Origin of the sequence: Providencia sp. TYF-12 (genome assembly GCF_041344805.1) — a bacterium.
Lineage (GTDB): Bacteria > Pseudomonadota > Gammaproteobacteria > Enterobacterales > Enterobacteriaceae > Providencia > Providencia huashanensis.
In genome coordinates, this window is record NZ_CP166833.1 from 363361 (window position 1) to 388310 (window position 24950).

At 41.1% G+C, this 24950-nt stretch carries 20 protein-coding genes and 1 tRNA gene; 13 read left to right on the forward strand and 8 right to left on the reverse strand.

Annotation, left to right across the window (positions count from 1 at the left end):
- Positions 1 to 4 precede the first annotated feature (4 nt).
- The 10 genes from glyS to ABE954_RS01730 all read left to right on the forward strand — a co-directional run bounded on the left by glyS (position 5) and on the right by ABE954_RS01730 (position 13171).
- A complete protein-coding gene (gene glyS / locus ABE954_RS01685; protein WP_042847662.1) occupies positions 5 to 2074 on the forward strand; it encodes a glycine--tRNA ligase subunit beta in 2070 nt (689 codons plus the stop codon).
- Positions 2075 to 2294: 220 nt separating this feature from the next.
- A tRNA-Pro gene (locus ABE954_RS01690) sits at positions 2295 to 2371 on the forward strand.
- A gap of 228 nt (positions 2372 to 2599) precedes the next feature.
- On the forward strand, positions 2600 to 4174 hold the full coding sequence (locus ABE954_RS01695; protein WP_166686798.1) for a ShlB/FhaC/HecB family hemolysin secretion/activation protein: 1575 nt from the start codon (positions 2600 to 2602) through the stop codon (positions 4172 to 4174).
- A 605-nt stretch (positions 4175 to 4779) separates the two neighbouring features.
- A complete protein-coding gene (dppA, locus tag ABE954_RS01700; protein WP_042847660.1) occupies positions 4780 to 6387 on the forward strand; it encodes a dipeptide ABC transporter periplasmic-binding protein DppA in 1608 nt (535 codons plus the stop codon).
- A 304-nt stretch (positions 6388 to 6691) separates the two neighbouring features.
- Positions 6692 to 7711, forward strand: a complete 1020-nt coding sequence (gene dppB / locus ABE954_RS01705) for a dipeptide ABC transporter permease DppB (RefSeq protein WP_048605437.1) — start codon at positions 6692 to 6694, stop codon at positions 7709 to 7711.
- A 10-nt stretch (positions 7712 to 7721) separates the two neighbouring features.
- Complete coding sequence (dppC, locus tag ABE954_RS01710) at positions 7722 to 8624, forward strand: dipeptide ABC transporter permease DppC (RefSeq protein ID WP_042847657.1); 903 nt, start codon at positions 7722 to 7724, stop codon at positions 8622 to 8624.
- 12 nt (positions 8625 to 8636) lie between these two features.
- Positions 8637 to 9617 carry a dipeptide ABC transporter ATP-binding protein gene (gene dppD, locus ABE954_RS01715; RefSeq protein ID WP_371025708.1) on the forward strand — a complete coding sequence of 327 codons (981 nt, stop codon included), beginning with the start codon at positions 8637 to 8639 and terminating at the stop codon, positions 9615 to 9617.
- Positions 9614 to 10618, forward strand: coding sequence for a dipeptide ABC transporter ATP-binding subunit DppF (gene dppF, locus ABE954_RS01720; protein WP_042847655.1), 1005 nt, complete (start codon positions 9614 to 9616; stop codon positions 10616 to 10618). The genes dppD and dppF overlap by 4 nt, the downstream gene beginning before the upstream one ends.
- A 195-nt stretch (positions 10619 to 10813) precedes the next feature.
- Positions 10814 to 11512 (forward strand): HAMP domain-containing protein, encoded by a 699-nt coding sequence (locus ABE954_RS01725; protein ID WP_071547621.1) that lies wholly within the window; start codon positions 10814 to 10816, stop codon positions 11510 to 11512.
- Positions 11513 to 11680: 168 nt separating this feature from the next.
- A complete protein-coding gene (locus ABE954_RS01730; protein WP_129466952.1) occupies positions 11681 to 13171 on the forward strand; it encodes an insulinase family protein in 1491 nt (496 codons plus the stop codon).
- A gap of 41 nt (positions 13172 to 13212) precedes the next feature.
- Here the strand turns inward: ABE954_RS01730 and ABE954_RS01735 are convergent, their stop codons facing one another.
- Positions 13213 to 14220, reverse strand: coding sequence for a serine hydrolase (locus ABE954_RS01735; protein ID WP_071547623.1), 1008 nt, complete (start codon positions 14218 to 14220; stop codon positions 13213 to 13215).
- 36 nt (positions 14221 to 14256) lie between these two features.
- A complete protein-coding gene (locus ABE954_RS01740; protein WP_071547624.1) occupies positions 14257 to 15138 on the reverse strand; it encodes a LysR substrate-binding domain-containing protein in 882 nt (293 codons plus the stop codon).
- Between the two features lie 85 nt (positions 15139 to 15223).
- Between ABE954_RS01740 and ABE954_RS01745 the strand changes: the two genes are divergently transcribed.
- Positions 15224 to 16285, forward strand: coding sequence for a nitronate monooxygenase family protein (locus tag ABE954_RS01745; protein ID WP_166696970.1), 1062 nt, complete (start codon positions 15224 to 15226; stop codon positions 16283 to 16285).
- Positions 16286 to 16332: 47 nt separating this feature from the next.
- On the opposite strand, the gene yhjD is transcribed toward ABE954_RS01745, so the two are convergent.
- A complete protein-coding gene (gene yhjD, locus ABE954_RS01750) occupies positions 16333 to 17325 on the reverse strand; it encodes an inner membrane protein YhjD (RefSeq protein WP_370661209.1) in 993 nt (330 codons plus the stop codon).
- Between the two features lie 205 nt (positions 17326 to 17530).
- Positions 17531 to 17935, reverse strand: a complete 405-nt coding sequence (locus tag ABE954_RS01755; RefSeq protein WP_042847646.1) for a DUF1090 domain-containing protein — start codon at positions 17933 to 17935, stop codon at positions 17531 to 17533.
- Positions 17936 to 18169: 234 nt separating this feature from the next.
- Here ABE954_RS01755 and ABE954_RS01760 point away from each other — a divergent pair, with 234 nt between their 5' ends.
- The gene (locus tag ABE954_RS01760; RefSeq protein ID WP_048605429.1) at positions 18170 to 19012 is read left to right on the forward strand and encodes a 23S rRNA (adenine(2030)-N(6))-methyltransferase RlmJ; all 843 of its coding nucleotides are present in this window, start codon (positions 18170 to 18172) and stop codon (positions 19010 to 19012) included.
- A 139-nt stretch (positions 19013 to 19151) separates the two neighbouring features.
- Positions 19152 to 20504 carry a glutathione-disulfide reductase gene (gene gorA / locus ABE954_RS01765; RefSeq protein WP_042847802.1) on the forward strand — a complete coding sequence of 451 codons (1353 nt, stop codon included), beginning with the start codon at positions 19152 to 19154 and terminating at the stop codon, positions 20502 to 20504.
- A gap of 79 nt (positions 20505 to 20583) precedes the next feature.
- Here gorA and ABE954_RS01770 read toward each other — a convergent pair whose 3' ends face one another.
- The 4 genes from ABE954_RS01770 to ABE954_RS01785 form a co-directional block, all read right to left on the reverse strand.
- Entirely contained in the window at positions 20584 to 21180 is a 597-nt protein-coding gene (locus tag ABE954_RS01770; protein ID WP_042847644.1) for a glutathione S-transferase family protein, read from the reverse strand.
- A gap of 49 nt (positions 21181 to 21229) precedes the next feature.
- On the reverse strand, positions 21230 to 21928 hold the full coding sequence (locus ABE954_RS01775) for a YafY family protein (RefSeq protein ID WP_187550763.1): 699 nt from the start codon (positions 21926 to 21928) through the stop codon (positions 21230 to 21232).
- A gap of 137 nt (positions 21929 to 22065) precedes the next feature.
- Positions 22066 to 23370, reverse strand: coding sequence for a carbohydrate porin (locus tag ABE954_RS01780; protein WP_071547625.1), 1305 nt, complete (start codon positions 23368 to 23370; stop codon positions 22066 to 22068).
- Between the two features lie 175 nt (positions 23371 to 23545).
- The gene (locus tag ABE954_RS01785) at positions 23546 to 24940 is read right to left on the reverse strand and encodes a glycoside hydrolase family 1 protein (RefSeq protein ID WP_042847642.1); all 1395 of its coding nucleotides are present in this window, start codon (positions 24938 to 24940) and stop codon (positions 23546 to 23548) included.
- Positions 24941 to 24950: the final 10 nt, after the last annotated feature.

Sequence of the window (24950 nt, forward strand, 5' to 3'; positions counted from 1 at the left end):
TGTCATGACTCAACAGACTTTCCTTGTGGAAATCGGCACCGAAGAGTTACCGCCGAAGGCTCTTCGTTCATTAGCTGAATCATTTGCTGCAAATTTTACCAGCGAACTTGATAGCGCGAATATTGCGCATGGCGCGGTAACGTGGTTTGCTGCACCCCGTCGTTTGGCACTAAAAGTTGCTGATTTAGCATCTTCCCAACCTGACCGTGAGGTTGAAAAACGTGGTCCTGCTATTTCTCAGGCTTTTGGCCCTGATGGCCAACCAACTAAAGCCGCAGAAGGTTGGGCTCGAGGCTGTGGTATCACCGTTGACCAAGCTGAGCGTTTAACAACCGATAAAGGCGAGTGGTTACTTTATCGTGCCCAAGTTAAAGGGCAAGCCGTGAATGAACTACTGGTTGATATGGTTAGCCGCTCACTTGCTAAACTACCTATTCCTAAATTAATGCGTTGGGCAGATAAAGACACCCAATTTGTTCGCCCTGTTCACACTGTAACATTGCTGTTAGGTAGTGATGTCATTGAGGGTGAAATTTTAGGTATTAAGAGTGGGCGCACAATTCGTGGGCACCGTTTTATGGGTGAAGCAGAATTCACCATTGATAACGCCGAGCAATATCCTGCTATCCTACGTGAACGCGGTAAAGTGATGGCTGATTACGAAGAGCGTAAAGCCGTAATCAAAGCGGATGCAGAAAAGGCGGCTCAAGCTTTAGGTGGTAACGCTGATTTAACTGATAGTTTACTTGAAGAAGTTGCTTCATTGGTTGAGTGGCCAGTTGTTTTAACGGCGAAGTTTGAAGAGAAATTTTTAGACGTCCCATCTGAAGCATTGGTTTATACCATGAAAGGTGACCAGAAGTATTTCCCCGTCTATGATAATGCGGGTAAATTAATGCCTAATTTTATCTTTGTGGCGAATATTGAATCTTCTGATCCTCAACAAATTATTTCAGGTAACGAAAAAGTTGTACGCCCTCGTTTAGCTGACGCGGAGTTTTTCTTTAAAACTGACCGTAAGCAACGTTTAGAAGACAACTTACCGCGCTTAGAAACGGTGCTATTCCAAAAGCAATTAGGTACTTTGCGTGATAAAACAGACCGTTTAGAAGCACTATCGGGTTGGGTTGCCAATAAAATTGGTGCAGACGTTAATCATGCGACTCGTGCTGGCTTACTCGCTAAATGCGACTTAATGACCAATATGGTGTTTGAATTCACAGATACTCAAGGTGTAATGGGTATGCATTATGCTCGGCATGATGGTGAATCAGAAGACGTCGCATTGGCTCTGAAAGAGCAATACCAACCACGTTTTGCCGGTGATGCACTTCCCTCTACTGATGTTTCTGCTGCATTAGCCATTGCTGAGAAAATGGATACACTTGCCGGTATCTTTGGTATTGGGCAGCACCCTAAAGGTGATAAAGACCCATTTGCTCTTCGTCGCGCGGCTTTGGGTGTGTTACGCATTATCGTTGAGAAAGGCTATCAGCTTGATCTCGTTGAAATGACCGCCGAAGCAGCTCGTTTATACGGCGATAAATTAACGAATAAAGACGTCGTTAATGATGTGGTCGAATTTATGCTTGGCCGATTCCGTTCTTGGTATCAAGAATTAGGTTATAGCATTGATACCATCCAAGCTGTATTAGCTCGTCACCCAACTCAACCTGCTGACTTCGATGCACGAGTGAAAGCTGTGACTCACTTCCGTACGCTAGATGAAGCACAAGCGCTTGCAGCGGCAAATAAGCGTGTTTCTAATATTCTGAGTAAATCAGAAGAAAAATTAGCGGATACTGTCTTAGCTTCTGTACTGAAAACACCAGAAGAAGTGAAACTAGCAACTCATGTTGTAGTTCTACAAGAAAAGCTTGCTCCAATGTTTGCGCAAAGAAATTATCAAGAAGCATTAGCTGAGCTAGCTTCTTTACGCGATGTAGTGGATGAATTCTTTGAAAATGTGATGGTAATGGACGAAGACCAAGCGGTTCGTGTTAACCGTTTGACGCTATTAAGCCAATTACGTGAGCTGTTTTTAAAGGTAGCAGATATTTCTTTACTGCAATAACTTAAAATTAGGCCATAAACTGGTTTTATGATGCTATTTTTATAAAAGTTAATCTGTTTGATAAATAAGCACTAAATTAATTTAGTGCTTATTTTTTTAGTAAAATAAGGTGAGTTGCCTATAAACCTTACCATTTTGGTGGTTTTATCAGCACTCGAGCCAAATTAATAAAAAATGGGTTGACGACCCCCATTCTTGGCAGTATTATTCACACCGTTTTCGGCGAGTAGCGCAGCTTGGTAGCGCAACTGGTTTGGGACCAGTGGGTCGGAGGTTCGAATCCTCTCTCGCCGACCAAATTTTAAAACCCACCTCAATGAGGTGGGTTTTTCCGTTTATGGCACTTCTCATTTCCTCTCCATTTTTAAGAATAACTTTACTTGCATCCAACACCTAGATTCTGCTGATATAGATAAAAGCATACGGTTTGAGAATATCTCATGGGTTACGTATTTTTTGCTGGCAACTCCCTCTATTAGGGTGGTTTTAGCTAATAAAACAGTTTTTCATGACAAGGACCTGTTAATGAAAGCAAAATACGTTGTACCAAAACACATTCGTTTTTTATTGTTAGGGTTATATATTCTTGTTACTTCTCACGCTTATAGTTCCGCTATAACTCAACCTATTAATACCGCGCAATGCATTCTTATTAATCAAGTTCATTTGGTAAATTCCCAGCGGTTAACTAAAGTAGAGCCAAGACGTATTAATGCATGGAGGCAGCAAATTGAAGGGCAATGCGTTGATGATCGTAAGCTATTGGAGTATGCCGATTATATTACAGCTGACCTTGTCCGCGCAGGTTATTTAACCTCATATTTATACTATCCTGAGCAAACATTTTTGTTTGGTATTTTGCGTATAAAAATCGTTGAGGGGACTATCTCTGCGGTGAGTTACCAAAATGAAAAAAACAAAGATCGCTCTTTATTATCTATTTTTCCACTGAAGCCAGGGGATCTATTAAATCTCCGCCATATTGAACAAGGCTTATCTAATTTACAGAATGTATCTTTACTTCCATTTCATATAAATCTAGTGCCTGATGACGTCGATAAAAATGCCACTCAAGTTATCGTTGTTGGCCAGCAACGCCGTGCATTAAATGGGGTGATTTCTTATGAAGCTCACAGGGCTGCTGGGCAAACGACTAATGTTATAAGCCATATATGGATGCTTGCAAATCCTTTACTACGAAGTGATTTTTTGTATTCAGAGGTTAACCATCACTTAAATGCTTTTAACGGAAGCGAAATGAAATCAATGGTATTGTTATATTCTCTCCCATACCACTATTGGCTATTTTCTGTATCTGCTGAGTACCATAAAAACCAAGTAGTAATAACAAATTATGATGTTAATTTACCTTTTCAACAGCGTAGCTGGGGTTTATTGCTACAAATTGAGCGCATACTGAATCGCACTGAAAACGCAGTTACTTCATTCGGTATTGGTAGCCAAGTTCAAAAAAGTGATACTTTTTTATCCGACTTACGTTTACAGACGCAAAAACGTCTGGCGAGCTATGCTATTGCTGAATTTTCCCATCAGGTTGATTTTTTAAAGGGGAATACGCTTGTTTCTTTAAAATACAAACAAGGGGTAGATTGGTTTGGTGCTAATGCACAAAAAACGACAGGTTTGGATAAAGCACAAATCTTTCAGTTTTCACTGTCTAACTTGAGAGAAATACAGCCGTTTTATTATCTAAGCCAACTTGATGTGCAGTTAAGTCGTTCCAATCTAGATGCTTTATTAGAACGTGATACATTCATAGGAAATGGCGGTGTGAGTGGTTTTCTTACGGGGGTAAAACATTTTGAAATGGGGGATCATAGCTTAAAATTTCACAATGAGCTGCGGTGGCAGACTCCTTGGCCACATGTACAGTTGTATTCGTCATTAGGCTTAGGAACAACGGCGAATGACCGAGCGACATTTTGGAAAGAGAACCTACTGTTAGGCTGTAAAATAGGCGCGAAAGGTCAGTTAAAGGGCTTGTCTTACCATTTATTCATTGATACCCCTTTATGGCAATCTCAGCCGCTTGCTTTCAATACAGTCAGTTCCGGTATTAAATTCAGTTTTCATTATTAACTTAATTGGTTTTTCCTGTATCCATTTGTTTTTATTCTATATATTTTAATTTTGGATAATTATATCTTTTATGGTGGGTATAAAAGCATTTTCTGTATTCAGTCTAATTAAATAAAAAAGTGACATATAGCGATTTTATTCTTTAAGTTATCAAATAGTTAAAATTATGTTTAGCTTGTTTAGTTGAATGTTTTTTGTCTGCATGAAAAACAAGCTAAATAATAACAAACTAAAATAGTTTCTAACTTTATTTCCTTTAGAGTTTTATTTTGCATACCTCCGTATAGCACGCTATATTCGTTCACTAATTCAGCACTTAATCACAAATATAAAAATAAATAGCTCAAACATAAAACACTAATCATCAATAATAATGTGGTTATAACGTCTGCCTTTTGTCTTGATTGGTAATATATTAAGCTAATTTAGCGTGACAAATGTTTCTAATATGTTACGAGAGTTGTGGGTGTGTAGCAAATACGGCTATTGACGAAGTGAGTGACAGTTGATTAATTGCACAATGAATAACAAAAAATACAGATACTACATCTGTCATTTATATGACGGGTTTAGGCATTAAGCAAAAACAACATAGGAGCATACAGATGCGCTCTATTAAAAAGACAGGTCTACTTACTGTAGGGTTAACATTAGCAGCATTGGCTGTATCGGCCTCAGTACAAGCAAAAACATTAGTTTATTGTTCAGAAGGTTCTCCTGAAGGTTTTAACCCTCAACTCTTTACTTCCGGAACAACGTATGATGCAAGTTCAATCCCATTATATAACCGTTTAGTTGAATTTAAATTAGGGACAACAGAGATCGCACCTGGCTTAGCTGAAAGCTGGGAAGTAAGTGATGATGGCAAGGTATATACCTTCCATTTACGCAAAGGGGTTAAATGGCACTCTAATAAACAATTTAAGCCAAGCCGTGACTTCAATGCAGATGATGTGATCTACACATTTATGCGCCAAAAAGACGCTAATCACCCATATCATAAAGTATCAGGTGGTAGCTATGAGTACTTTATGGGCATGGATATGGACAAAATCATTGATAAAGTTGAAAAAGTTGATGATAACACAGTAAAAATTACGCTAACTCGCCCTGAGTCTCCATTCTTAGCGGATATGGCTATGGACTTTGCATCAATCCTTTCTGCGGAATATGCGGACCAAATGCTCAAAGCAGGTACGCCAGAAAAAGTGGACTTAAACCCAATAGGGACGGGCCCATTTGTTTTACAGCAATACCAAAAAGACTCTCGTATTCTGTATAAAGCCAATGATCAGTATTGGGGTACAAAACCGAAACTTGACCGCTTAGTTTTCTCAATCACGCCGGATGCTTCAGTACGTTATGCTAAGTTACAAAAAAATGAATGCCAAGTTATGCCATATCCAAACCCGGCTGACTTAGAGCGGATGAAGCAAGATAAAAACATTACATTGATGGAGCAGCCAGGTCTGAACGTTGGCTATCTTTCATATAATGTTGAGAAAAAACCACTGGATAACCAAAAAGTTCGTCAAGCCCTCTCAATGGCAGTGAATAAAGACGCCATCATTGATGCGGTTTATCAAGGCGCAGGTCAGAAAGCGAAAAACTTAATCCCGCCAACAATGTGGGGATATAACGACGCTGTGAAGGATTATGAATATAACCCTGAAAAAGCAAAAGCATTATTAGCAGAAGCAGGCTTCCCTAATGGCTTTGAGATTGATTTATGGGCAATGCCAGTACAACGTCCGTATAACCCAAATGCGCGCCGTATGGCTGAAATGATCCAAGCGGATTGGTCAAAGATCGGTGTTAAATCTAAAGTTGTGAGCTATGAGTGGGGCGAATATCTCAAACGTGCGAAAGATGGTGAGCCTCAAACCGTGATGATGGGTTGGACTGGTGATAATGGTGACCCTGATAATTTCTTCGCAACATTATTTAGCTGTGCAGCAAAAGAACAAGGTTCTAACTATTCAAAATGGTGTAATCAAAGCTTTGAAAACTTGATCCAACCTGCACGTCAGACGGCTGATCATGACAAACGCGTCGAATTGTATAAACAGGCACAAGTCGTAATGAATGAGCAGGCTCCTGCGCTTATCATTGCACACTCAACGGTGTTTGAACCTGTACGTAAGGAAGTGAAAGGCTATGTGGTTGATCCATTAGGTAAACATCACTTCGAAAACGTCGACATTGAGAAGTAATCGTATCTAATCTGTTAATGCCCTTCGTTGCTAATTTGCAGCGCGGGGCGTTTTCTCCTCTAAGGGGTATTCTTCTAGATGATAATTTTGCACGGTGAGTTTTGTATTAAGTAGTCTGTAAATTAATCATGTTAACGGTTTCTTGCATCTAAGCGTGCTGTAAGCAGCACCCATAAGGATCAATAACCCAAAGACTTAGAAGAAACAGAGAAGTTCAGTTGTTTGTGAGCACCCGGAAAATTTATTTTCTGAGTAGCCAAACGGACTAAGAGCCGTCAACGGCATTATTAAAGAGATTCAGGATATGCTGCAATTTATCCTCCGACGATTGGGGCTTGTGATCCCGACGTTTATCGGTATCACACTACTTACTTTTGCTTTTGTTCACATGATCCCCGGTGACCCAGTTATGATCATGGCTGGGGAGAGGGGGATCTCTCCTGAAAGGCACGCCTACTTAATGGCTGAGTTAGGCCTTGACCAGCCACTTTGGAAGCAATATCTGCATTATGTTAATGGGATATTTCATGGTGACTTAGGGATTTCTCTAAAAAGCCGTATTGGTGTTTGGGAAGAGTTTTTACCTCGCTTTTTAGCGACAGTTGAATTAGCCACTTGTGCAATGATTTTTGCGGTTTCTGTTGGTATCCCTGTTGGGGTTTTAGCCGCTGTAAAACGTGGGTCAATCTTTGACCACACCGCGATTGGTCTTTCTTTAACGGGTTATTCAATGCCGATATTTTGGTGGGGGATTATGCTCATCATGTTAGTGTCGGTGCAATTAGACCTCACCCCAGTTGCTGGGCGGGTGAGTGATATGGTCTTCCTTGATGATTCAAACCCACTGACCGGTTTTATGTTAATCGATACTTGGATTTGGGGTGAAGAAGGTAACTTTATTGATGCTGTTGAGCACTTGATATTGCCTTCTATTGTATTAGGGACGATCCCTCTGGCGGTTATTGTTCGCATGACGCGTTCATCAATGTTGGAAGTGTTAGGCGAAGATTATATTCGAACAGCGCGAGCGAAAGGCCTTGGCCGTGCACGCGTGATCCTAATCCACGCACTACGCAACGCTTTACTTCCCGTTGTAACGGTTATCGGTTTACAAGTTGGCGTCATGTTAGCAGGCGCTATTTTAACAGAAACTATTTTCTCATGGCCTGGGTTGGGACGTTGGTTAATCGAAGGGCTGCAACGTCGTGACTACCCTGTCGTACAAGGTGGCGTACTGCTCGTGGCAACGCTGATCATTTTTGTTAACTTAGTGGTCGACTTGCTATATGGCATTGTAAATCCACGCATTCGTCATAAAAAATAAGGAGCGCTAAATGTCTCAATCTACTGAGCCAACTGTTGTCAGCGCCCCACAGCCGATGACACCATTACAAGAATTTTGGCATTATTTTAAACGTAATAAAGGGGCCGTTGTTGGGATGTTTTATATCATCCTGATGGTACTAATTGCTATTTTTGCGGGTGTATTAGCACCACATGCCCCTGATGAACAGTTTCGTGATTTTTTATTGGCTCCACCAGTTTGGGATGAGGGTGGGAGCTGGCAGTTTATTCTAGGAACGGATGATGTTGGGCGTGATTTACTTTCTCGCTTGATGTATGGCGCTCGTTTATCTTTATTAGTTGGGTGCTTGGTTGTCGTGCTGTCCTTGATAATGGGCGTGACCATTGGCGTAATTGCAGGTTACTTCGGTGGTATTGTTGATGCGCTAATCATGCGTGTAGTTGATATCATGTTGGCATTACCTAGCTTGCTATTGGCTTTAGTTTTAGTCGCAATTTTTGGGCCTTCTATTGTTAATGCGTCTATTGCTCTGACTTTTGTTGCTTTACCTCACTATATCAGGTTAACGCGTGCCGCCGTTTTAGTGGAAGTGAACCGTGATTATGTGACGGCCTCTCGAGTTGCTGGTGCAGGCTCAATACGTCAAATGTTTGTGAATATTTTACCTAACTGTTTGGCTCCATTGATTGTACAGGCCTCTTTAGGTTTTTCGAATGCTATCTTAGATATGGCTGCTTTGGGTTTCCTCGGTATGGGCGCTCAGCCACCAACTCCTGAGTGGGGAACTATGCTGTCTGATGTGCTGCAGTTTGCACAGAGTGCATGGTGGGTGGTGACTTTCCCAGGACTGGCGATTTTACTGACGGTGCTTGCGTTTAACCTGATGGGTGATGGTTTACGCGATGCATTCGATCCAAAACTCAAGCAGTGATGAGGTAATCTAATGGCACTGTTAAATGTAGAACAACTCTCGGTTCATTTTGGCGATGGAAAAGCGCCATTTCGCGCGGTTGATCGTATCAGTTATAGCGTTGATAAAGGGCAAGTCGTTGGTATCGTCGGTGAATCTGGTTCTGGGAAATCGGTTAGCTCACTTGCCATCATGGGGTTAATTGATTACCCCGGGAAAGTGATGGCAGAATCGTTGGAGTTTGATGGACGCGATTTATTGTCTATGCCTGAAAAAGAACGTAGACAAATTATTGGTGCGGATGTCGCGATGATTTTCCAAGACCCGATGACCAGCCTAAACCCATGTTTTACCGTGGGTTATCAAATCATGGAAGCACTCAAAGTGCATCAAGGTGGCAGTAAAAGCACACGGAAACAGCGGGCTATCGATTTACTCGACATGGTAGGTATCCCTGATCCTCAATCACGCTTGGATGTCTATCCCCATCAATTATCAGGTGGGATGAGTCAGCGGGTGATGATTGCAATGGCGATTGCTTGTCGCCCTAAACTGTTGATTGCTGATGAGCCAACAACAGCTTTGGATGTCACAATTCAAGCGCAGATTATTGAGCTACTTTTGGAGCTACAACAGCAAGAAAACATGGCGTTAGTGTTGATCACCCATGACCTTGCACTTGTGGCTGAAGCTGCACACCATATCATCGTGATGTATGCAGGGCAGGTGGTTGAATCAGCAAAAGCGAGTGATATTTTTAAACACCCACGTCACCCTTATACCCAAGCACTATTGAGAGCATTACCTGAGTTTGCAACGAATAAATCACGTTTAGCATCACTCCCTGGTGTTGTTCCCGGTAAATATGACAGGCCTGTCGGTTGTTTATTAAATCCACGTTGCCCATACGCAACGGATAAGTGCCGTCAAGAGGAGCCAATGTTACAAACCGTTGGTGATCGCCAAGTCAAATGCCATATGCCGTTAGATGATATGGGGAGGCCAACATTATGAGTGACAAACAACATACCCCATTGCTAAAAGCCGTGGATTTGAAAAAGTATTATTCTGTTAAAAGTGGTTTTTTTTCTGCGGAGAAAACCCTTAAAGCGTTAGATGGGGTTTCTTTTGAATTAGAGAAAGGTAAAACGCTAGCCGTAGTTGGGGAGTCGGGGTGCGGTAAATCCACACTTGGTCGTTTGTTAACGATGATAGAGCAACCTTCTGATGGCGAATTGTATTATCAAGATCAAAATTTGCTGATTAGAGATAAATCAGCGGAGAAGCTGCGCCGTCAGAAAATTCAAATTGTTTTCCAAAACCCATACGGCTCATTGAATCCCCGTAAAAAGGTGGGGCAAATTTTAGAAGAACCTTTATTGATTAATACTTCGCTATCGAAAGAACAGCGCAAAGAAAAAGTATTATCAATGATGGCAAAAGTAGGTTTAAAAACAGAACATTATAGCCGATACCCACACATGTTCTCGGGAGGGCAAAGACAACGTATTGCGATAGCACGAGGTTTAATGCTTGACCCAGACATTGTTGTTGCAGATGAGCCTGTTTCTGCGCTGGATGTCTCTGTTCGCGCTCAGGTATTAAACTTGATGATGGATTTACAACAGGATCTTGGCTTGTCTTATGTGTTTATTTCCCATGACTTATCTGTGGTTGAGCATATTGCTGATGAGGTCATGGTAATGTATTTAGGACGTTGCGTTGAAAAAGGCACGAAAGAGCAGATTTTTAATAACCCTTTGCATCCTTATACACAAGCCTTGTTATCTGCAACACCAAGGTTAAACCCAGACTCAAGGCGTGAACGTATTAAGTTAACAGGGGAATTGCCGAGCCCACTGAACCCACCTCCAGGCTGTGCTTTCGCGGCTCGTTGCCGTAGAGCTTTTGGCCAATGTACTCAGTTCCAGCCGACATTAAATGAGTATGACCAACAGTTGGTAGCGTGTTTTGCTGTTGATGAAGACGAGAAACAATCTGTTGTCGTGAGTTAATGTTTAATACGGCGGAAAGTCTGACTTTCTGCCGTTTTTCTCTTCTATTTTATATTTAATTCTCTTTAGGATATCGTTTATCCTAAATATCCAATCTTTCTTTTTAAATTACTCTTTTGGGGATAAAATCAAGTATACTGATTGACGTTTCTATTTTTCTTTAAAAAGCTGCTTGATTAGGAAGGTTGTGGTCAAATGAACACACAGGTCCAACGCTCACTAACGTTAAAAAGTATGATCGTATTCTTTGGAATTACGTTACTCTCTCTCGCGCTTTTTTTAGCTATCCAATTCAGCTACTTAATCGAACAACGTAAGCAAGATTATTTAGACCAGCTTAGTAATGCTGTTGTACAAATTCAGAAACCATTAACCGACGCATTGCTAAGTTCGGACCTTAGCGAGGCGAAAAGATTACTCATTAGCTTAAAGACATCAGGTATTATGGGTAATGCGATTGTGACGGTTGATAATGCAACGGTGATGAATTTAAGTTTTGCAACACCGAAGCCAATCCCCGAGTGGGCGACTTACTTTGTCGGCATTCCAGTCGAAATGACGGTACCTTTATATGCATACGGCAATGCTGTATTGCAAGCGAAGCCTCAAGGGTATTTAACCTTACAAGTCGACCCTAATCGTGTATATCGGTTTGCTTTAAACACACTGGCATTGATGACAACGACTTACTTATTGTTGGTGCTTATCATTGCTATTGCAATGACGTGGTGTGTCAGCAGGATGATTGTCAGGCCATTGCGTAAAATGGCTATCGAGTTACAGACAAATGATCAAGTTAATCAGCTGGTTGTTTCTGAATATCATCATGATGATGAGCTTGGGTTACTTGCAAAAGGTTACAACCGTCAAAGAAAACAGCAAAATTCAGACTAAGCCATGAACATGAACTCAGCTTTATGGTCTAATATCGTTATAGTGGTGAAAATTAAAATTGGATAAAGCCAAACGGTATTGTTTAACCCGGTAAATTCACGCTTTTCGTTAATTTACCTGTCGTAATTTGCGGTTAAATATAAAGATATAAAACACATAGGGGTTTACATGCAGGGCTTGAAAGTTCGGTATATTATCAGTGTTGTATTATTATCAGTGACTCAATTTGCAAGCGCTGAATCTCTGCAACCTGATCCAGCATGGCAGCAAGGAAAGCTAGAAAATGGCTTTAGCTGGCAATTATTACAAACACCACAGCGTCCAAATGACCGTATCCAACTCAGATTAGCAATTAAAACAGGTTCATTAACAGAAAAAGCGAGTGAGAAAGGGTACAGTTATTTAATTCCTAAAATGGCGTTGTATCATCAGACTGAAACATTTCCAACCGCAACGTTACAAGAGTTTTGGCGTCAGGCAACAGACCCAGACATGCCAATTCCACCTGCGGTTGTTTCTTATGATTACACAACTTACAGCTTAAGTTTACCTAACAACAGGCCTGATTTAATCAAGCAAGCATTGAGTTGGCTAGCTACCTCTGTAGTGAAAGCCGAATATACCGAAACGACACTGCATAATGGCTTAACAGCTGAAAACGTGCCTGTTGCAACACTGCCTTTAAATGCAAGCGACCCAGTTTGGCGAGCTCGTTTAAAAGGTTCTGCGATGATGGGTTATGACCCTGGCCAAAAACCAAATGACAATGTCGATCTCGAAAGCGTGAACGCTTTTTACCAAAAATGGTATACGCCGGATGTGATGACGTTATACGTTGCTGGTCATGTGGATTCTCGGATGTTATCTGACTCGATATCGCAAACTTTTTCATCTCTAGAAGGCAGACGCTCTGAGCCTGTTTCTGTCGCGGTGCTATCGACGGTAAAACCACAATCTATTGATATTTTACAAGAGCAACTGGCGCAGGATACCCTTTCTTTGATTTGGGATATCGATTGGTTACCAATTAAAGACTCAAATATATTATTACGTTATTGGGCAAGTGACTTAGCGCGCGAAGCGGTTTATCGTTCTTTGCAAAAAACGTTTAATCAAAAATTTAACCAAGGTGAAGTGGTCCCCGGGCTTGATTGTCGTGTGCAATACCAGAAAGCCACTTGTACGCTATCTGTCAGTGCTGCACCCGAAAAAATGGCCGCGGTGACTGATATTGTCATTAATGAGTTAGCTACAATTAACCAAAATGGTATCCCTGCCGAGCTGTTTGATGACATGATGAAAGAAAAACAGGTGCAGCTATCGCAATTGTTTGCTGCCTATGCCCGCACTAGCACTGATGTTTTGATTAGTCAGCGTTTGATTTCCCAGCAAAATGGGGTCGTTGATATTGCTCCCGAACAGTATCAACGTTTAAGGCAGTCTTTTTTAGCATCGCAAAGCCTTGAGCAAGTTAACATGGAAGCGCGTCGCTTATTATCGCAAGAAGCAGCTTTTGTTTTAGCGCAGCCAAAAGATAAACAAACAATGGATGCGGAACAAATTCGCCAAAAATTTATTAAAGCACTTTGGCCTCAAGCCTCCACATCAACTGCCACGCAAACAGATCTCGTGCCTGCTAAACCGGCCGTTGCACAATAAATGATGAAGGGTAGCCGTTGGTCGCCATTGGCTATCCTTTTTCAAACTTGTTGGCTTAGTAACGATTCAATAGCCGTTATTAGTATTTCTCGTGAACCCCTGTTATCGACAAACCCTGCGGCACTTGTTTTTGTTTGAGGGGAGTAATAAGCCACAGAGCCCCAAAAACCTAAATGAGAATATAAGGTAATGCCGTTAACAACACTTGCCATAATGCCGAGTCGATAATTTTCTGCTCCATCATGGGGGCCGGTACTTAACATGGTTGTTAGGGTCGCTGGCGATGAAAAAATAGCCCCCCCGAAAAGCGCCTCTAAAAACACTGCCATCTGCTTTGATGACATCACTAAACCACCACCGCCATAAGCATCCATAGAGGCGTGGATATGTGTCCCTTCCAACTTCCCTAAATATTGGCGTGATCTAGGTGCTGCTATTGTTGGGGGAGATTCTAGGTGTTCCCAATAGGCAGTTTCTAGTCCAATTGAATCAAATTTGAGTAATTCTCTTACTGCTAGACCAAGTGATTTGCCTGTTATTCGCTCAATAATATCCCCCAACAAAATATAGCCAGTATCTGAGTAGATGTACGATTTAGCAGGTGGAAAAAATGGAAACTGCTTGTGGATGTACATTTCTAATTGCTCTGCACGGCTCCACTGATAATTAGGGCGTTTGAGAACTTCAGTTAGGTAGTCGGCATCAGCATGGTCTAATAGCCCGCTACTGTGATTGAGTAAATGACGCACGGTAATTGCATTCGTGTCATATTGGGCACTTAGTAATAAATTATATTTTGGGTCGATATGTTTAGAGATAGCATCATTGATGCTCAGTTTGCCTAATTCAGCAAGTCGTAAAATCGCTGCCGCGGTAAAGGTTTTTGTATTACTCGCTATCCGTAGTGGTGTATCGACAGTGAGTGGGGAGCCTGCAAGGTCTGATCCCCTAGAACAGAAACTAGCAACACTGCTTTTCGTCTGGTTGTGATAATAGAGAACAACCCCACAGGTTAATTCTTCAAGTTGTTTCACAAAGCTAGTCATCATGACCCCATGTTAGGTAATTATAATGAAGGCACTATATTAATCATGACTAGATGCACTAATACACGCTTTAAATGCGCTAAAAGCAGGGACATGGTAATTTTCGCGGTAAATCAAAAGGGTATCACAGTGAGTCACTGTAATTCTGCCTAATTTTAAAGATGAAACAGGCATTGATTCGATTAATTTTTTTGGAAGAAGTGCCACGCAGCTCCCTGCGGTAACACAAGCCACCATCGCGTGATAAGAGTTCATTTCTTGTACATTCCAATCGAAACTTGCTGGAATATTTAACCATTGCTCCGCAATATTCCGATAGCTACACCCTTGTGCAAAAGCCGCTAAACAACGGGTTTTAACTTGATTTACAATGGTTGCTGAATGTTCATGTTCAGGAAGCAACAATTGCAATTCTTCTTGCCAAATGACCTCGGTCTTGATCCCCATTTGTGAGAGTTGGTTAGGTTCATATAGCGCAGAAGGCAGTGCGACAAACGCACAATCCAGTTTGCCGCTATTGACTTGTTCTAGCAATGAAAGTGAAGACCCAGTACGTAATAACAATTTAGTATTTGGGTTTTGCTGATGAAATTGTGCTAAAGGTATGGGTAGCCGACAAGCCGCCGTACTTTCCATGCTTCCAATACGCAACTGCCCACCTTCTCGCCCCCCACTAATGACATGGCGAGCTTCTTCCTCAAGGGCTAATAACCGATGAGCATAATCAAGAAATTGCCTACCAGCCTCTGAAAGTTCAAGGCGTTTATTTTGCCGAATAAACAACAGTTCGCCAAGATTTGACTCCAATTGTTGAATTCGTGTTGTGATATTCGATGGTACGCGACCTAAACGTGCAGCTGCGCGGGTGATATTGAGCTCAGCAGCAACGGTACAGAATATTTTAAGAGTTTCAGTGTTCATTTTCTCTTTATGTGAATATAGTGCTATATTCATTCTCAATGCAAGAAAGTAAAGTGTATCCCGACATTACAATAAAGGAAAGAAAATGGCTAAAGAAAATGCATTTTTACACCGGTTAGGCTTACGCTATCCTATCATTCAAGCACCGATGGTGGGGGTGTCTACACCTGCATTAGTGGCGGCAGTTTCTGAGTCCGGTGGGTTAGGTTCATTAGGGTTAGGGGCAAGCACAGTTGAACAAGCACGTCAGATGATAGCTCAAACACAGGCACTGACAGATAAGGCATTCAATGTGAATCTATTTTGTCATCAACCACCAAAACGCAACCAAACTAATGAACGCGCATGGATAGAATATCTGGCGCCTTACTTTGCTCAGTTTAATACGGCTCCTCCAACTCATCTTAATGAAATCTACCAAACTTTTTTAGGTAACTCTGAAATGTTGGCGATGTTGTTAGAGATGAAACCAGCTTCAGTCAGCTTTCATTTTAATATCCCTTCAGCCGAGGTCGTACAGCAATTAAAGTCGCAAGGCATTTATACCTTAGCCACCGCGACTAATTTGCAAGAAGCCCAGTTAATAGAACAGGCCGGGATTGATGCAATTGTTGCTCAAGGTATTGAGGCTGGTGGGCATCGCGGTATATTTGATGTAAATATGCAAGATGAACAATTAACGACTAACGCATTGGTATCATTACTTATAAAACAGACCCAGTTACCTATTATTGCAGCAGGGGGAATGATGGATGGTTATGATATCAAAGGGGCATTAGATGGCGGTGCAGCCGCAGCGCAGTTGGGAACGGCGTTTATTTTGTGTCCTGAATCTGCCGCAAATAGTAGCTATCGGCAAAAATTGAAAAGCCAGACAACGGATACCACCACTTTAACAACTGTAATCTCAGGGCGGCCGGCAAGGGGGATTGCGAATCAATTTACGCAAATAGGCCTTGATTATAAAATAAATGAATTACCTGATTATCCAATTGCTTATGATATTGCAAAACAGTTAAATGCCGCAGCAAGTCAGTTGGGGTGTGATGACTTTTCTGCTCATTGGGCAGGGAAAAACCTAGTGAAAATACGCGAAATGCCAGCCGCCTTGCTTGTGAAAACGTGGGTTGAAGAGATGAATGGATAAATTGTGTAAATAGTAGGGCGGCGATTATCGCTGCCCTAATTGGATGATTAAAGCGTTGTTTCGGTAGGCAATGAGTCTTTTTGCTCATCGGTAGCTATCCATGCTGCACAAAATAGGGTTAAACGGGCAAAAAAGTAGAAAAAAGCCATTAAACCTAGTACTGAACCAAATGCTGCACCGGAAGGAGATGACGCTAGGTTCGGTAAAATCCATGTCATGATTGATTTAATAATTTCAAACCCGATGGCAGCCAGAAAAGTCCCTTTGATGAGGGACCGACGACGATGTTGCATACGAGGTAAAATCCAAAAAATCCATAAAAATAATAGGAAATTAGCCATGATAGAAATAGTTAACCCTATTAGTGTCCACGCAGGTTTTAACCACTCGATACCATCAAGCCCTAATGTGCTGACAATGGTTGCTTGTGCAGAACCGGCCACTGAAGTGAGCATGATTGTGACAACCAATGCGATCAGCAAACCAATCAAAGCAAAAAAATCGCGGATATAGCGGAAAATAATGTTTTCGTGCTCATCTTCATTTCGCTCCCATACAGGGCGCGATTGAGCCAAAATAGCTAAACGTAAGTTATTTACCCAGTTGACCCCTGAATATACCGCTAAGGCTAAACCGGTTAACCCGACCGTCGTACGTTGGCGAATTGCAGTATCGATGGTTCTTTCTAATGTATTAGCTAGGGTTGGGTCAGTAATATTTGCAGAAATTCCTCGGACTAATTTTTCAAGTAGTTCAGGGTTACTGGCTAAGACAAAACCCGCAGCTGCAAATGAAAACATTAAAACAGGAATTAACGATAGAAATGAGAAATAGGTAATTGCGGCACCAAACTGGTTTCCCATACGGTCAGTAAAACGTTGTGCGGTTCGAATGAGGTGTGCAATAAATGGAATTGCACAAATAAAATTAACAACACGCATTGAGAATGTGAGCGCTTTTTTACTGCCATCAATACTTTTATTCAGTGTCGCTTTCAGCTTGTTGCTATCTTTTTGTTCTTCTTCCTGCATATTCGACATTTAATCCCCTTTTCCTGCAACGAAAACTGTCTTACTTTGGCCTTGTTCAGTGGCTAGTTATGAATGATATGCACAATACTATAGCCTAAAATAAAGGGTAACTTCATCCCAATGCCTATTTTTTAGATAAACAAATGTCATTGGAATGATATTGTGCAGTGAAAGTAACCAATTCATTAATCAGGAAAAAGGGAATATATCAAAATTAAAGAGCCCCTTTGTATATCTGCATCTCGTCTTGTGCTTCTTTTAATTCAGCCTGCGCTTCAGCTAATTTGCGTTCACGTTTTTTAATCTTTTTGAGGTCATTACCTTGTTGCTTTTCTTCTTTTAATTCAGCTTCGCGTTCTTGCACTTTTTCACGTTTTTCGTCGACATTCTTTTGGCTATCACGATATAAAGACTCTGGGGTGCAATAACGATTAACGTTATCTAATGCTTCTTCTAAGCCGCGAACACGGTATTGGTTGCCATGCTGTTTCGCGTATTTTATCTGTGCTTCAATTCTTTGTTTTTTAATGTCGCAGCCATTTTGTGTTTTAGCTGCCATGACTGATGAACTTACAAAAAACAAAGCGGAAGCTGTGGTTACTATCAGTAGCTTCTTCATGATTTACCCCTGGTTATGTTGAAATTTGTATTTAGGATAGCGTTTTATTTCATTTAGGTCATGTGAATTTTAGCGCTGCCTTCACTGTGACAATTGTGGCTAAATTTAGCTATAATGAGGCTGAAGAATTAATCCGGCCTATTTTTTGTTCAAAAAGGCACTCTTTAAAGCACCTATTTAATAGTAGTCATCTTATTTGGCTAGTGTTGAATTTCCTCAGGAAATAAACGTTACATGTTAAGTTATCGTCACAGCTTTCACGCAGGCAACCATGCCGATGTGTTAAAACACACGGTACAGAGTTTGATTATTGAGTCTCTAAAAGAGAAAGAAAAACCTTTTCTGTATTTAGACACGCATTCAGGTGCAGGTCGTTATCAACTAACCAGTGAACATGCAGAAAAAACAGGTGAATACCTCGAAGGGATTGCGCGGATATGGGAGCAACCAGATTTACCTGAGGAATTACAGCCCTATATGAGTATTGTACGTAAGCTCAATGATAATGGCCGTTTGCGTTATTATCCGGGCTCGCCTTTATTAGCCAAATATTTATTGCGTGAGCAAGATAAACTGGTATTAACGGAATTACATCCGAGCGATTATCCGTTATTACGTACTGAGTTTTCACGTGATAATCGAGCACAAGTTTCTAAAGAAGATGGCTATCAACAATTAAAATCAAAGTTACCACCACAAAGTCGTCGAGGTTTTGTGTTGATGGACCCACCTTATGAAATGAAAACAGACTATGAAGCGGTCGTTAAAGGTGTGGTTGAAGGGTACAAACGTTTTGCAACGGGAACCTATGCAATTTGGTATCCCGTCGTGTTGCGCCAACAAATAAAACGTATGCTTAATCAATTAGAAGCAACAGGGATCCGCAGAATTTTACAAATCGAATTGGCTGTGCGACCTGACAGCGACCAACGCGGCATGACGGCATCGGGTATGATTGTCATCAACCCACCGTGGAAATTGGAACAGCAAATGAAAAATGTGCTGCCTTGGTTACATAAAACACTGGTGCCTGAAGGTATAGGGCATACTTTAGTTGAGTGGGTTGTACCAGAATAATTCGCACAATAGGATAGGTATAGCCAATTGAATTAACAGGTATTAGCTATCATAAAACGCTATTCATGCCATGGCAATCAATAGCATGATGCGAGAAAATGAATCAATGAGTCATTCAATCAATGGGAATAACCAAATTATGAGCAAACATTACGACTATATTGCAATTGGTGGCGGAAGCGGTGGTATTGCGTCGATGAACCGTGCAGCAATGTATGGGCAAAAATGTGCCTTAATTGAGGCTAAAGCATTAGGTGGAACTTGTGTGAACGTAGGTTGCGTACCGAAAAAGGTTATGTGGCATGCGGCACAAATTTCTGAAGCCATTCGTAATTATGGTCCTGACTATGGTTTCGATACGACAATTAATCGTTTTGATTGGAAAACATTAATTGATAGCCGTACTGCTTATATTGATCGCATTCATCAATCTTATGACCGCGTTCTTGGCAATAATAAAGTTGATGTGATCAGTGGTTTTGCTCGTTTTGTTGATGCACATACTGTTGAAGTGGATGGCGAAACTTATACCGCGGATCATATTTTAATTGCCACCGGTGGTCGCCCTGTGATCCCTGCTATCCCTGGTGCAGAGTATGGTATGACTTCTGATGGTTTCTTCGAGCTGGAAGCGCTACCAAAGCGTGTTGCAGTGGTGGGTGCGGGTTATATCGCTGTTGAATTGGCAGGTGTTTTAAATGGACTCGGTGCGCAAGCACACTTATTTGTTCGTAAACATGCGCCACTGCGTTCATTCGACCCTCTGATTGTAGAAACGCTGGTTGAAGTTATGAACACGGAAGGGCCAAAACTGCACACAGAGTCTATTCCAAAAGAAGTGGTAAAAAATGCCGATGGTTCTTTAACGTTAAAATTGGAAAATGGCCAAGAGCATACAGTTGATGCATTGATTTGGGCTATTGGTCGTGAGCCAATGACGGATAACCTGAATATTGAAGCCACGGGTGTTGAGCTGGATGAGAAAGGCTACATCAAAGTGGATAAATACCAAAATACCAATGTCGCTGGTGTATATGCAGTGGGTGATAATACTGGTGCTGTTGAATTGACTCCTGTGGCTGTTGCGGCAGGGCGTCGTTTATCCGAACGTTTATTTAATAATAAACCAGATGAACATTTAGATTACAGTAATATCCCAACGGTAGTATTTTCACACCCACCAATTGGCACTGTGGGTTTAACTGAGCCAGAAGCCGTTGAAAAATATGGCGCTGAAAATGTGAAAACTTATAAATCGTCTTTCACAGCCATGTATACTGCGGTAACTTCTCATCGTCAACCTTGCCGTATGAAGTTAATTTGTGTGGGTGAAGAAGAAAAAATTGTCGGTATTCATGGCATTGGTTTTGGTATGGATGAAATTCTGCAAGGCTTCGCAGTAGCGTTAAAAATGGGCGCAACCAAGAAAGACTTTGATAACACTGTGGCTATTCACCCAACCGCAGCGGAAGAGTTTGTGACTATGCGTTAAGCATACGAATAATATTGGTTATACTGTTAATGAATAAAAGAGCCAAGTAGTTAATAACTTGGCTCTTTTTACATGGGGATTACGCGAGTAGCTCGGCAATTTCAGGAATAGTTGACAAGCTTTTCATGTAAGCTTTCATTGCTGGTGTGACTTCCATCATATTGTATTTAGTGAAGAATATTACAAATGCCCCTACATACACATCCACTGCGGTGAATTGCTCGCCACAAATAAAAGGTTTAGCGTTATTTAAACCGGTTTCTAAGCACGCCATTGTGCGTTCAACAGAACCAAATCCAGATGATTTTTGTTGTTCTTCATTGAGCTGAATATTAAGGCCGTTAATTGTGAACGCAGTTTCTATTGGGCCCGCGGTAAAGAGGAACCATCGATAATAATCAGCACGCTTGGCGTCGTTAAGTGCAGGAGCTAAGCCTTTTTCAATAAATTTGTCCGCTAAATATAAACAAATCGCCGCTGTTTCAGTGACGATAGCCTCACCATCAACCAATGCTGGGACTTTTGCCATTGGGTTAATTGCCAAATATTCGGCCGTGTGCATATCTGCACCATAATCTAATTCAATACGTTTATAAGGAACATCTAAAATTTTTAACAGTAGGTCAACAGTATTACCGCGTGACATTGAATTAGTAAAAAGCACCAGTTCGCTCATGATTATTCCCTTATAAGAAGTTGAGCACTTACTATAAGGTAGAGCTGTGTCAGAAATTGTCAGTAGACACGCAGAGGATTTCTTTACTCCATCGTTCAAGCAAATAATTTTTAGGGTAGGGGAGTTTATGCTCAAGGGCACGATAGGATTGAATGCGGTCTAAACGAAAATGGCGATAACTTTCCCGTAATTCACACCAAGCGGCGAGTACTTGGGAATCTTTCATATAACCAATTGCAATCGGCCAAATAATTCGTTCACTCTGTTGGTTCTGGCCATCTAGGTAAATAATTTGAGCTTTACATTCTTCGCGCAAGCTTAGGCGCAAGTCTTTAGCAATAATATCGTTTATTTCATGGAAATGTGTGGTGGGCGCAAACAAGGTGTTTTGGTTTAAGATTTTCTGTGAATTACCTGCTACGACAGCATTTATTTTACTAATGGCACGTATTGCTGAGTTTTTTAGCTCTCTATCGGCATTACTTTTAACCCAGCGCAAACCTAAAACCAGTGCTTCCAGTTCATTTTCATCGAAAGTGAGTGGAGGCAATAATAAGCCGGTTTTTAGTTGGTAACCAATACCCGCCTCACCTAAGATTTCAGCGCCTTGGTTGCGTAACGACTCAATATCTCGGTAAATAGAGCGGATACTGACTTGTAGCTGAGAAGCAAGAGCTTCTGCCGTAATGGGGTAGCGGTTTTCTTTGAGTATTTGCAATAAAGTCAGTAAGCGTTGAGTGCGAGTCATTTATCAGCCTAGCTAGAACGATAGATTAAGAAATTAAACACAGAATAGGGTATTACAGGGAAAAATCAAAGCTGCGAAAGATGGCGGAAAATTATTGGCCTGATAGCCGGTAAGTTTAGCTTTCAGGCCTGATATGTTTAGAAAGTGACGACGGTTTTTAAGCCGAGTACCCATGCATCAGAGGTTTGCTTAATCCCCCCTGGATTGTGCCAGTATTGGACATCAGGTTGTAGCTCTAGCCAAGAAACCGGTTTGAAACGGTAATACAGTTCTGCGTTAAACGCGTTAGAGGTTATAGGGCGAAAGAAAGGGTCATGGTAATCTGTGATGCCAAATTGTTGGTTATACTGTTTTTGGCCTTTGGCAAAGTGATCACTTAATTCAATATAAGAAACACCTAAACCCACCCAGTCTTCAGGCCTTGCATCGAATAATCCACGATAACGCAAGGAACTTGAAACCACATAATTCATAAAATTACTACGTTCATCGTGGTAGCTTCCACTTAAGGATAAACTTAAACCTCTATTGGGGTCGTCTTGGTGGCGAGTTAATTGTTGGTTCATGCCACCATAGATAAACCATGTGCTGTGGTAGGTTTTATCTTTGTAGAGATCTTGCTGTTTGGCATTGGTGTACAATAATCCTACATTATAGGCCCCCGGTAACCCATTGACGAAAGTGCGGCTTTCGACCTCTAAAGGTAATACAATGCCTTTACTGCCTTTAGTTGACCAGCTCCAAGCGTGGCTTCTATCAGTTGCTTGAGGATTTTGTTCCATAACCCCTGTTTTAATAGTCACCTCTGGTGTGATTTTATAGCTGACAGTGGTTCCCCACGTGTGAATATTCCAGTTACTCCAGACAAGAGCATTTGCAGATTTACCACCACACTGGGTGCGCAATTGAAAATCACATGGAATAATTTGGTCGAATTCTTGTACTTTATTCATCATGCCAATACGCCAAGTGAGACGGCGTTCGTCAAAACTTCGGGCGAAAGTTAGCCAACCTAAGCGTGTAATAGAACCACCGCCAGCACTTTCTTGGGTTTGGTCATAATTAGGAGTTCGTGGGTCTTGAACCCGTTTTAAGGTGAGGTCATCATTGTGATTGCGGTTAACAATATTCCCTTCAATACGAGCATCTGGGATGCCTGTCCACCGCTCTAGGTCTTGGGTAAAGGTGAAGGCAAATTGGTCAATATAAGCGGTGTATTTATCATCATCATAACCGCCACTTGCATTATAGGCAACTTGGCTTAAATAATTACTATGAAATGAAAAACCATGATCCGATAAAATAGGGCGAATGCCAAGCATGTCGCCAAATAGCCCTTTAGGGGCAGGTTCAAACCCTAATACAGTACCATCCCATGATTGTTCATTAGCAATAGCGGGTAATGTTAAAAATAACAGGGGAAATATAATTTTTTTATTCATTTATTATGGAACCTATTTTAAGGCGCAAAAAACTAATAAATACAAAATAGTATTTATTAATATCTACGTAAATTTTATATATTAAATATAGGATGTAGAAACTACCTATATAATATCTGTAATATTACTAGAGAGGCTTATAAAGTATAAACCCCTCAATATTTAATTAGGTTAATTAACGAATTAATAACTCCCCTTTTGACTTAATGATTTTTTGATACCAATAAAAACTTTTTTTCCGTTTGCGTTCAAGCGTGCCATTGCCTTGGTCATCTCTATCAACATAAATAAACCCATAACGTTTAGACATTTGCGCATTTGAGGCGCTAACAATATCAATCGGTCCCCAACTAGTATAACCCATAACATCTACACCATCTTGAATGGCTTCATGTACTTGGACTAAATGGTCGTTAATATATTGTATGCGGTAATCATCAATAATATCTCCCTCAGGAGTTACTTGGTCGATAGCCCCTAGCCCATTTTCAACAATAAATAATGGTTTTTGGTATCTATCCCATAATAAATTTAATATTGTTCTTAGCCCTTGAGGATCAATTTGCCATCCCCACTGTGAGCTTTCTAAATGAGGGTTTGGGATCATACTGAGAATATTACCTCGTTTCTTATTATATTCTTCTTTATCTGCGGTAATGCAGCCAGTCATATAATAACTGAAAGAGATAAAATCAATAGTTTGTTTAAGATCTTGTTTATCTTCTTCGGTAATATTCAGATGAATTTGGTTATCTTTAAAATAACGTAGCATATAACCGGGGTAAGCCCCACGGCATTGAACATCACCAAAGAATAACCATGTGCGATTTTCAGTCATGGCTTCCCAAATATCATTGGGCTTGCATGTTAGGGGATAAACTAACCCACCGAGCAACATGTTCCCTATTTTGGCATCAGGGATAATTTCATGGCAGGCTTTTGTCACTCTTGCGCTGGCAACAAGTTGGTGATGGATAGCTTGATAAACCGCTGTTTTTGAACTGGTCTCTGCTAATCCTACACCTGTCATCGGGGCGTGAAGTGACATGTTGATTTCGTTAAATGTGAGCCAAAGTTTGACTTTGTCTTTATACCGTTGAAAAACAGTGCGTGCATAGCGTTCAAAAAATGTAATGACTTGGCGACTTCCCCAACCACCATATTCCGTGACTAAGTGATAGGGCATCTCATAATGAGATAAAGTAACTACAGGTTGAATATGGTATTTCGCCATTTCTGCAAATAATTTATCGTAGAAAGCCAGCCCTTCTTCATTTGCTTCTTGCTCATCGCCACGTGGGAAAATACGGCTCCATGCGATAGAGGTACGTAAACAGGTGAACCCCATTTCAGCAAAAAGAGCAATATCTTCTGGGTAACGATGATAAAAATCGATAGCGATATCTTTAATATATTGGTCATTATTGGTGCGTTTAACGACTCCACCAAAAATACCATTTGGTTGAACATCAGAGGTACTTAACCCTTTTCCTGCTGTCAAATAAGCGCCTTCGGCTTGGTTTGCTGCAATGGCGCCTCCCCATAAAAATGTCTCAGGAAATTTTGTCATCATTTTATTC

Coding starts and splice junctions, on each gene's coding strand:
- glyS (WP_042847662.1), top strand. CDS start 5: ATGACTCAACAGACTTTCCTTGTGGAAATCGGCACCGAAGAGTTACCG.
- ABE954_RS01695 (WP_166686798.1), top strand. CDS start 2,600: ATGAAAGCAAAATACGTTGTACCAAAACACATTCGTTTTTTATTGTTA.
- dppA (WP_042847660.1), top strand. CDS start 4,780: ATGCGCTCTATTAAAAAGACAGGTCTACTTACTGTAGGGTTAACATTA.
- dppB (WP_048605437.1), top strand. CDS start 6,692: ATGCTGCAATTTATCCTCCGACGATTGGGGCTTGTGATCCCGACGTTT.
- dppC (WP_042847657.1), top strand. CDS start 7,722: ATGTCTCAATCTACTGAGCCAACTGTTGTCAGCGCCCCACAGCCGATG.
- dppD (WP_371025708.1), top strand. CDS start 8,637: ATGGCACTGTTAAATGTAGAACAACTCTCGGTTCATTTTGGCGATGGA.
- dppF (WP_042847655.1), top strand. CDS start 9,614: ATGAGTGACAAACAACATACCCCATTGCTAAAAGCCGTGGATTTGAAA.
- ABE954_RS01725 (WP_071547621.1), top strand. CDS start 10,814: ATGAACACACAGGTCCAACGCTCACTAACGTTAAAAAGTATGATCGTA.
- ABE954_RS01730 (WP_129466952.1), top strand. CDS start 11,681: ATGCAGGGCTTGAAAGTTCGGTATATTATCAGTGTTGTATTATTATCA.
- ABE954_RS01735 (WP_071547623.1), bottom strand. CDS start 14,220: ATGATGACTAGCTTTGTGAAACAACTTGAAGAATTAACCTGTGGGGTT.
- ABE954_RS01740 (WP_071547624.1), bottom strand. CDS start 15,138: ATGAACACTGAAACTCTTAAAATATTCTGTACCGTTGCTGCTGAGCTC.
- ABE954_RS01745 (WP_166696970.1), top strand. CDS start 15,224: ATGGCTAAAGAAAATGCATTTTTACACCGGTTAGGCTTACGCTATCCT.
- yhjD (WP_370661209.1), bottom strand. CDS start 17,325: ATGTCGAATATGCAGGAAGAAGAACAAAAAGATAGCAACAAGCTGAAA.
- ABE954_RS01755 (WP_042847646.1), bottom strand. CDS start 17,935: ATGAAGAAGCTACTGATAGTAACCACAGCTTCCGCTTTGTTTTTTGTA.
- ABE954_RS01760 (WP_048605429.1), top strand. CDS start 18,170: ATGTTAAGTTATCGTCACAGCTTTCACGCAGGCAACCATGCCGATGTG.
- gorA (WP_042847802.1), top strand. CDS start 19,152: ATGAGCAAACATTACGACTATATTGCAATTGGTGGCGGAAGCGGTGGT.
- ABE954_RS01770 (WP_042847644.1), bottom strand. CDS start 21,180: ATGAGCGAACTGGTGCTTTTTACTAATTCAATGTCACGCGGTAATACT.
- ABE954_RS01775 (WP_187550763.1), bottom strand. CDS start 21,928: ATGACTCGCACTCAACGCTTACTGACTTTATTGCAAATACTCAAAGAA.
- ABE954_RS01780 (WP_071547625.1), bottom strand. CDS start 23,370: ATGAATAAAAAAATTATATTTCCCCTGTTATTTTTAACATTACCCGCT.
- ABE954_RS01785 (WP_042847642.1), bottom strand. CDS start 24,940: ATGACAAAATTTCCTGAGACATTTTTATGGGGAGGCGCCATTGCAGCA.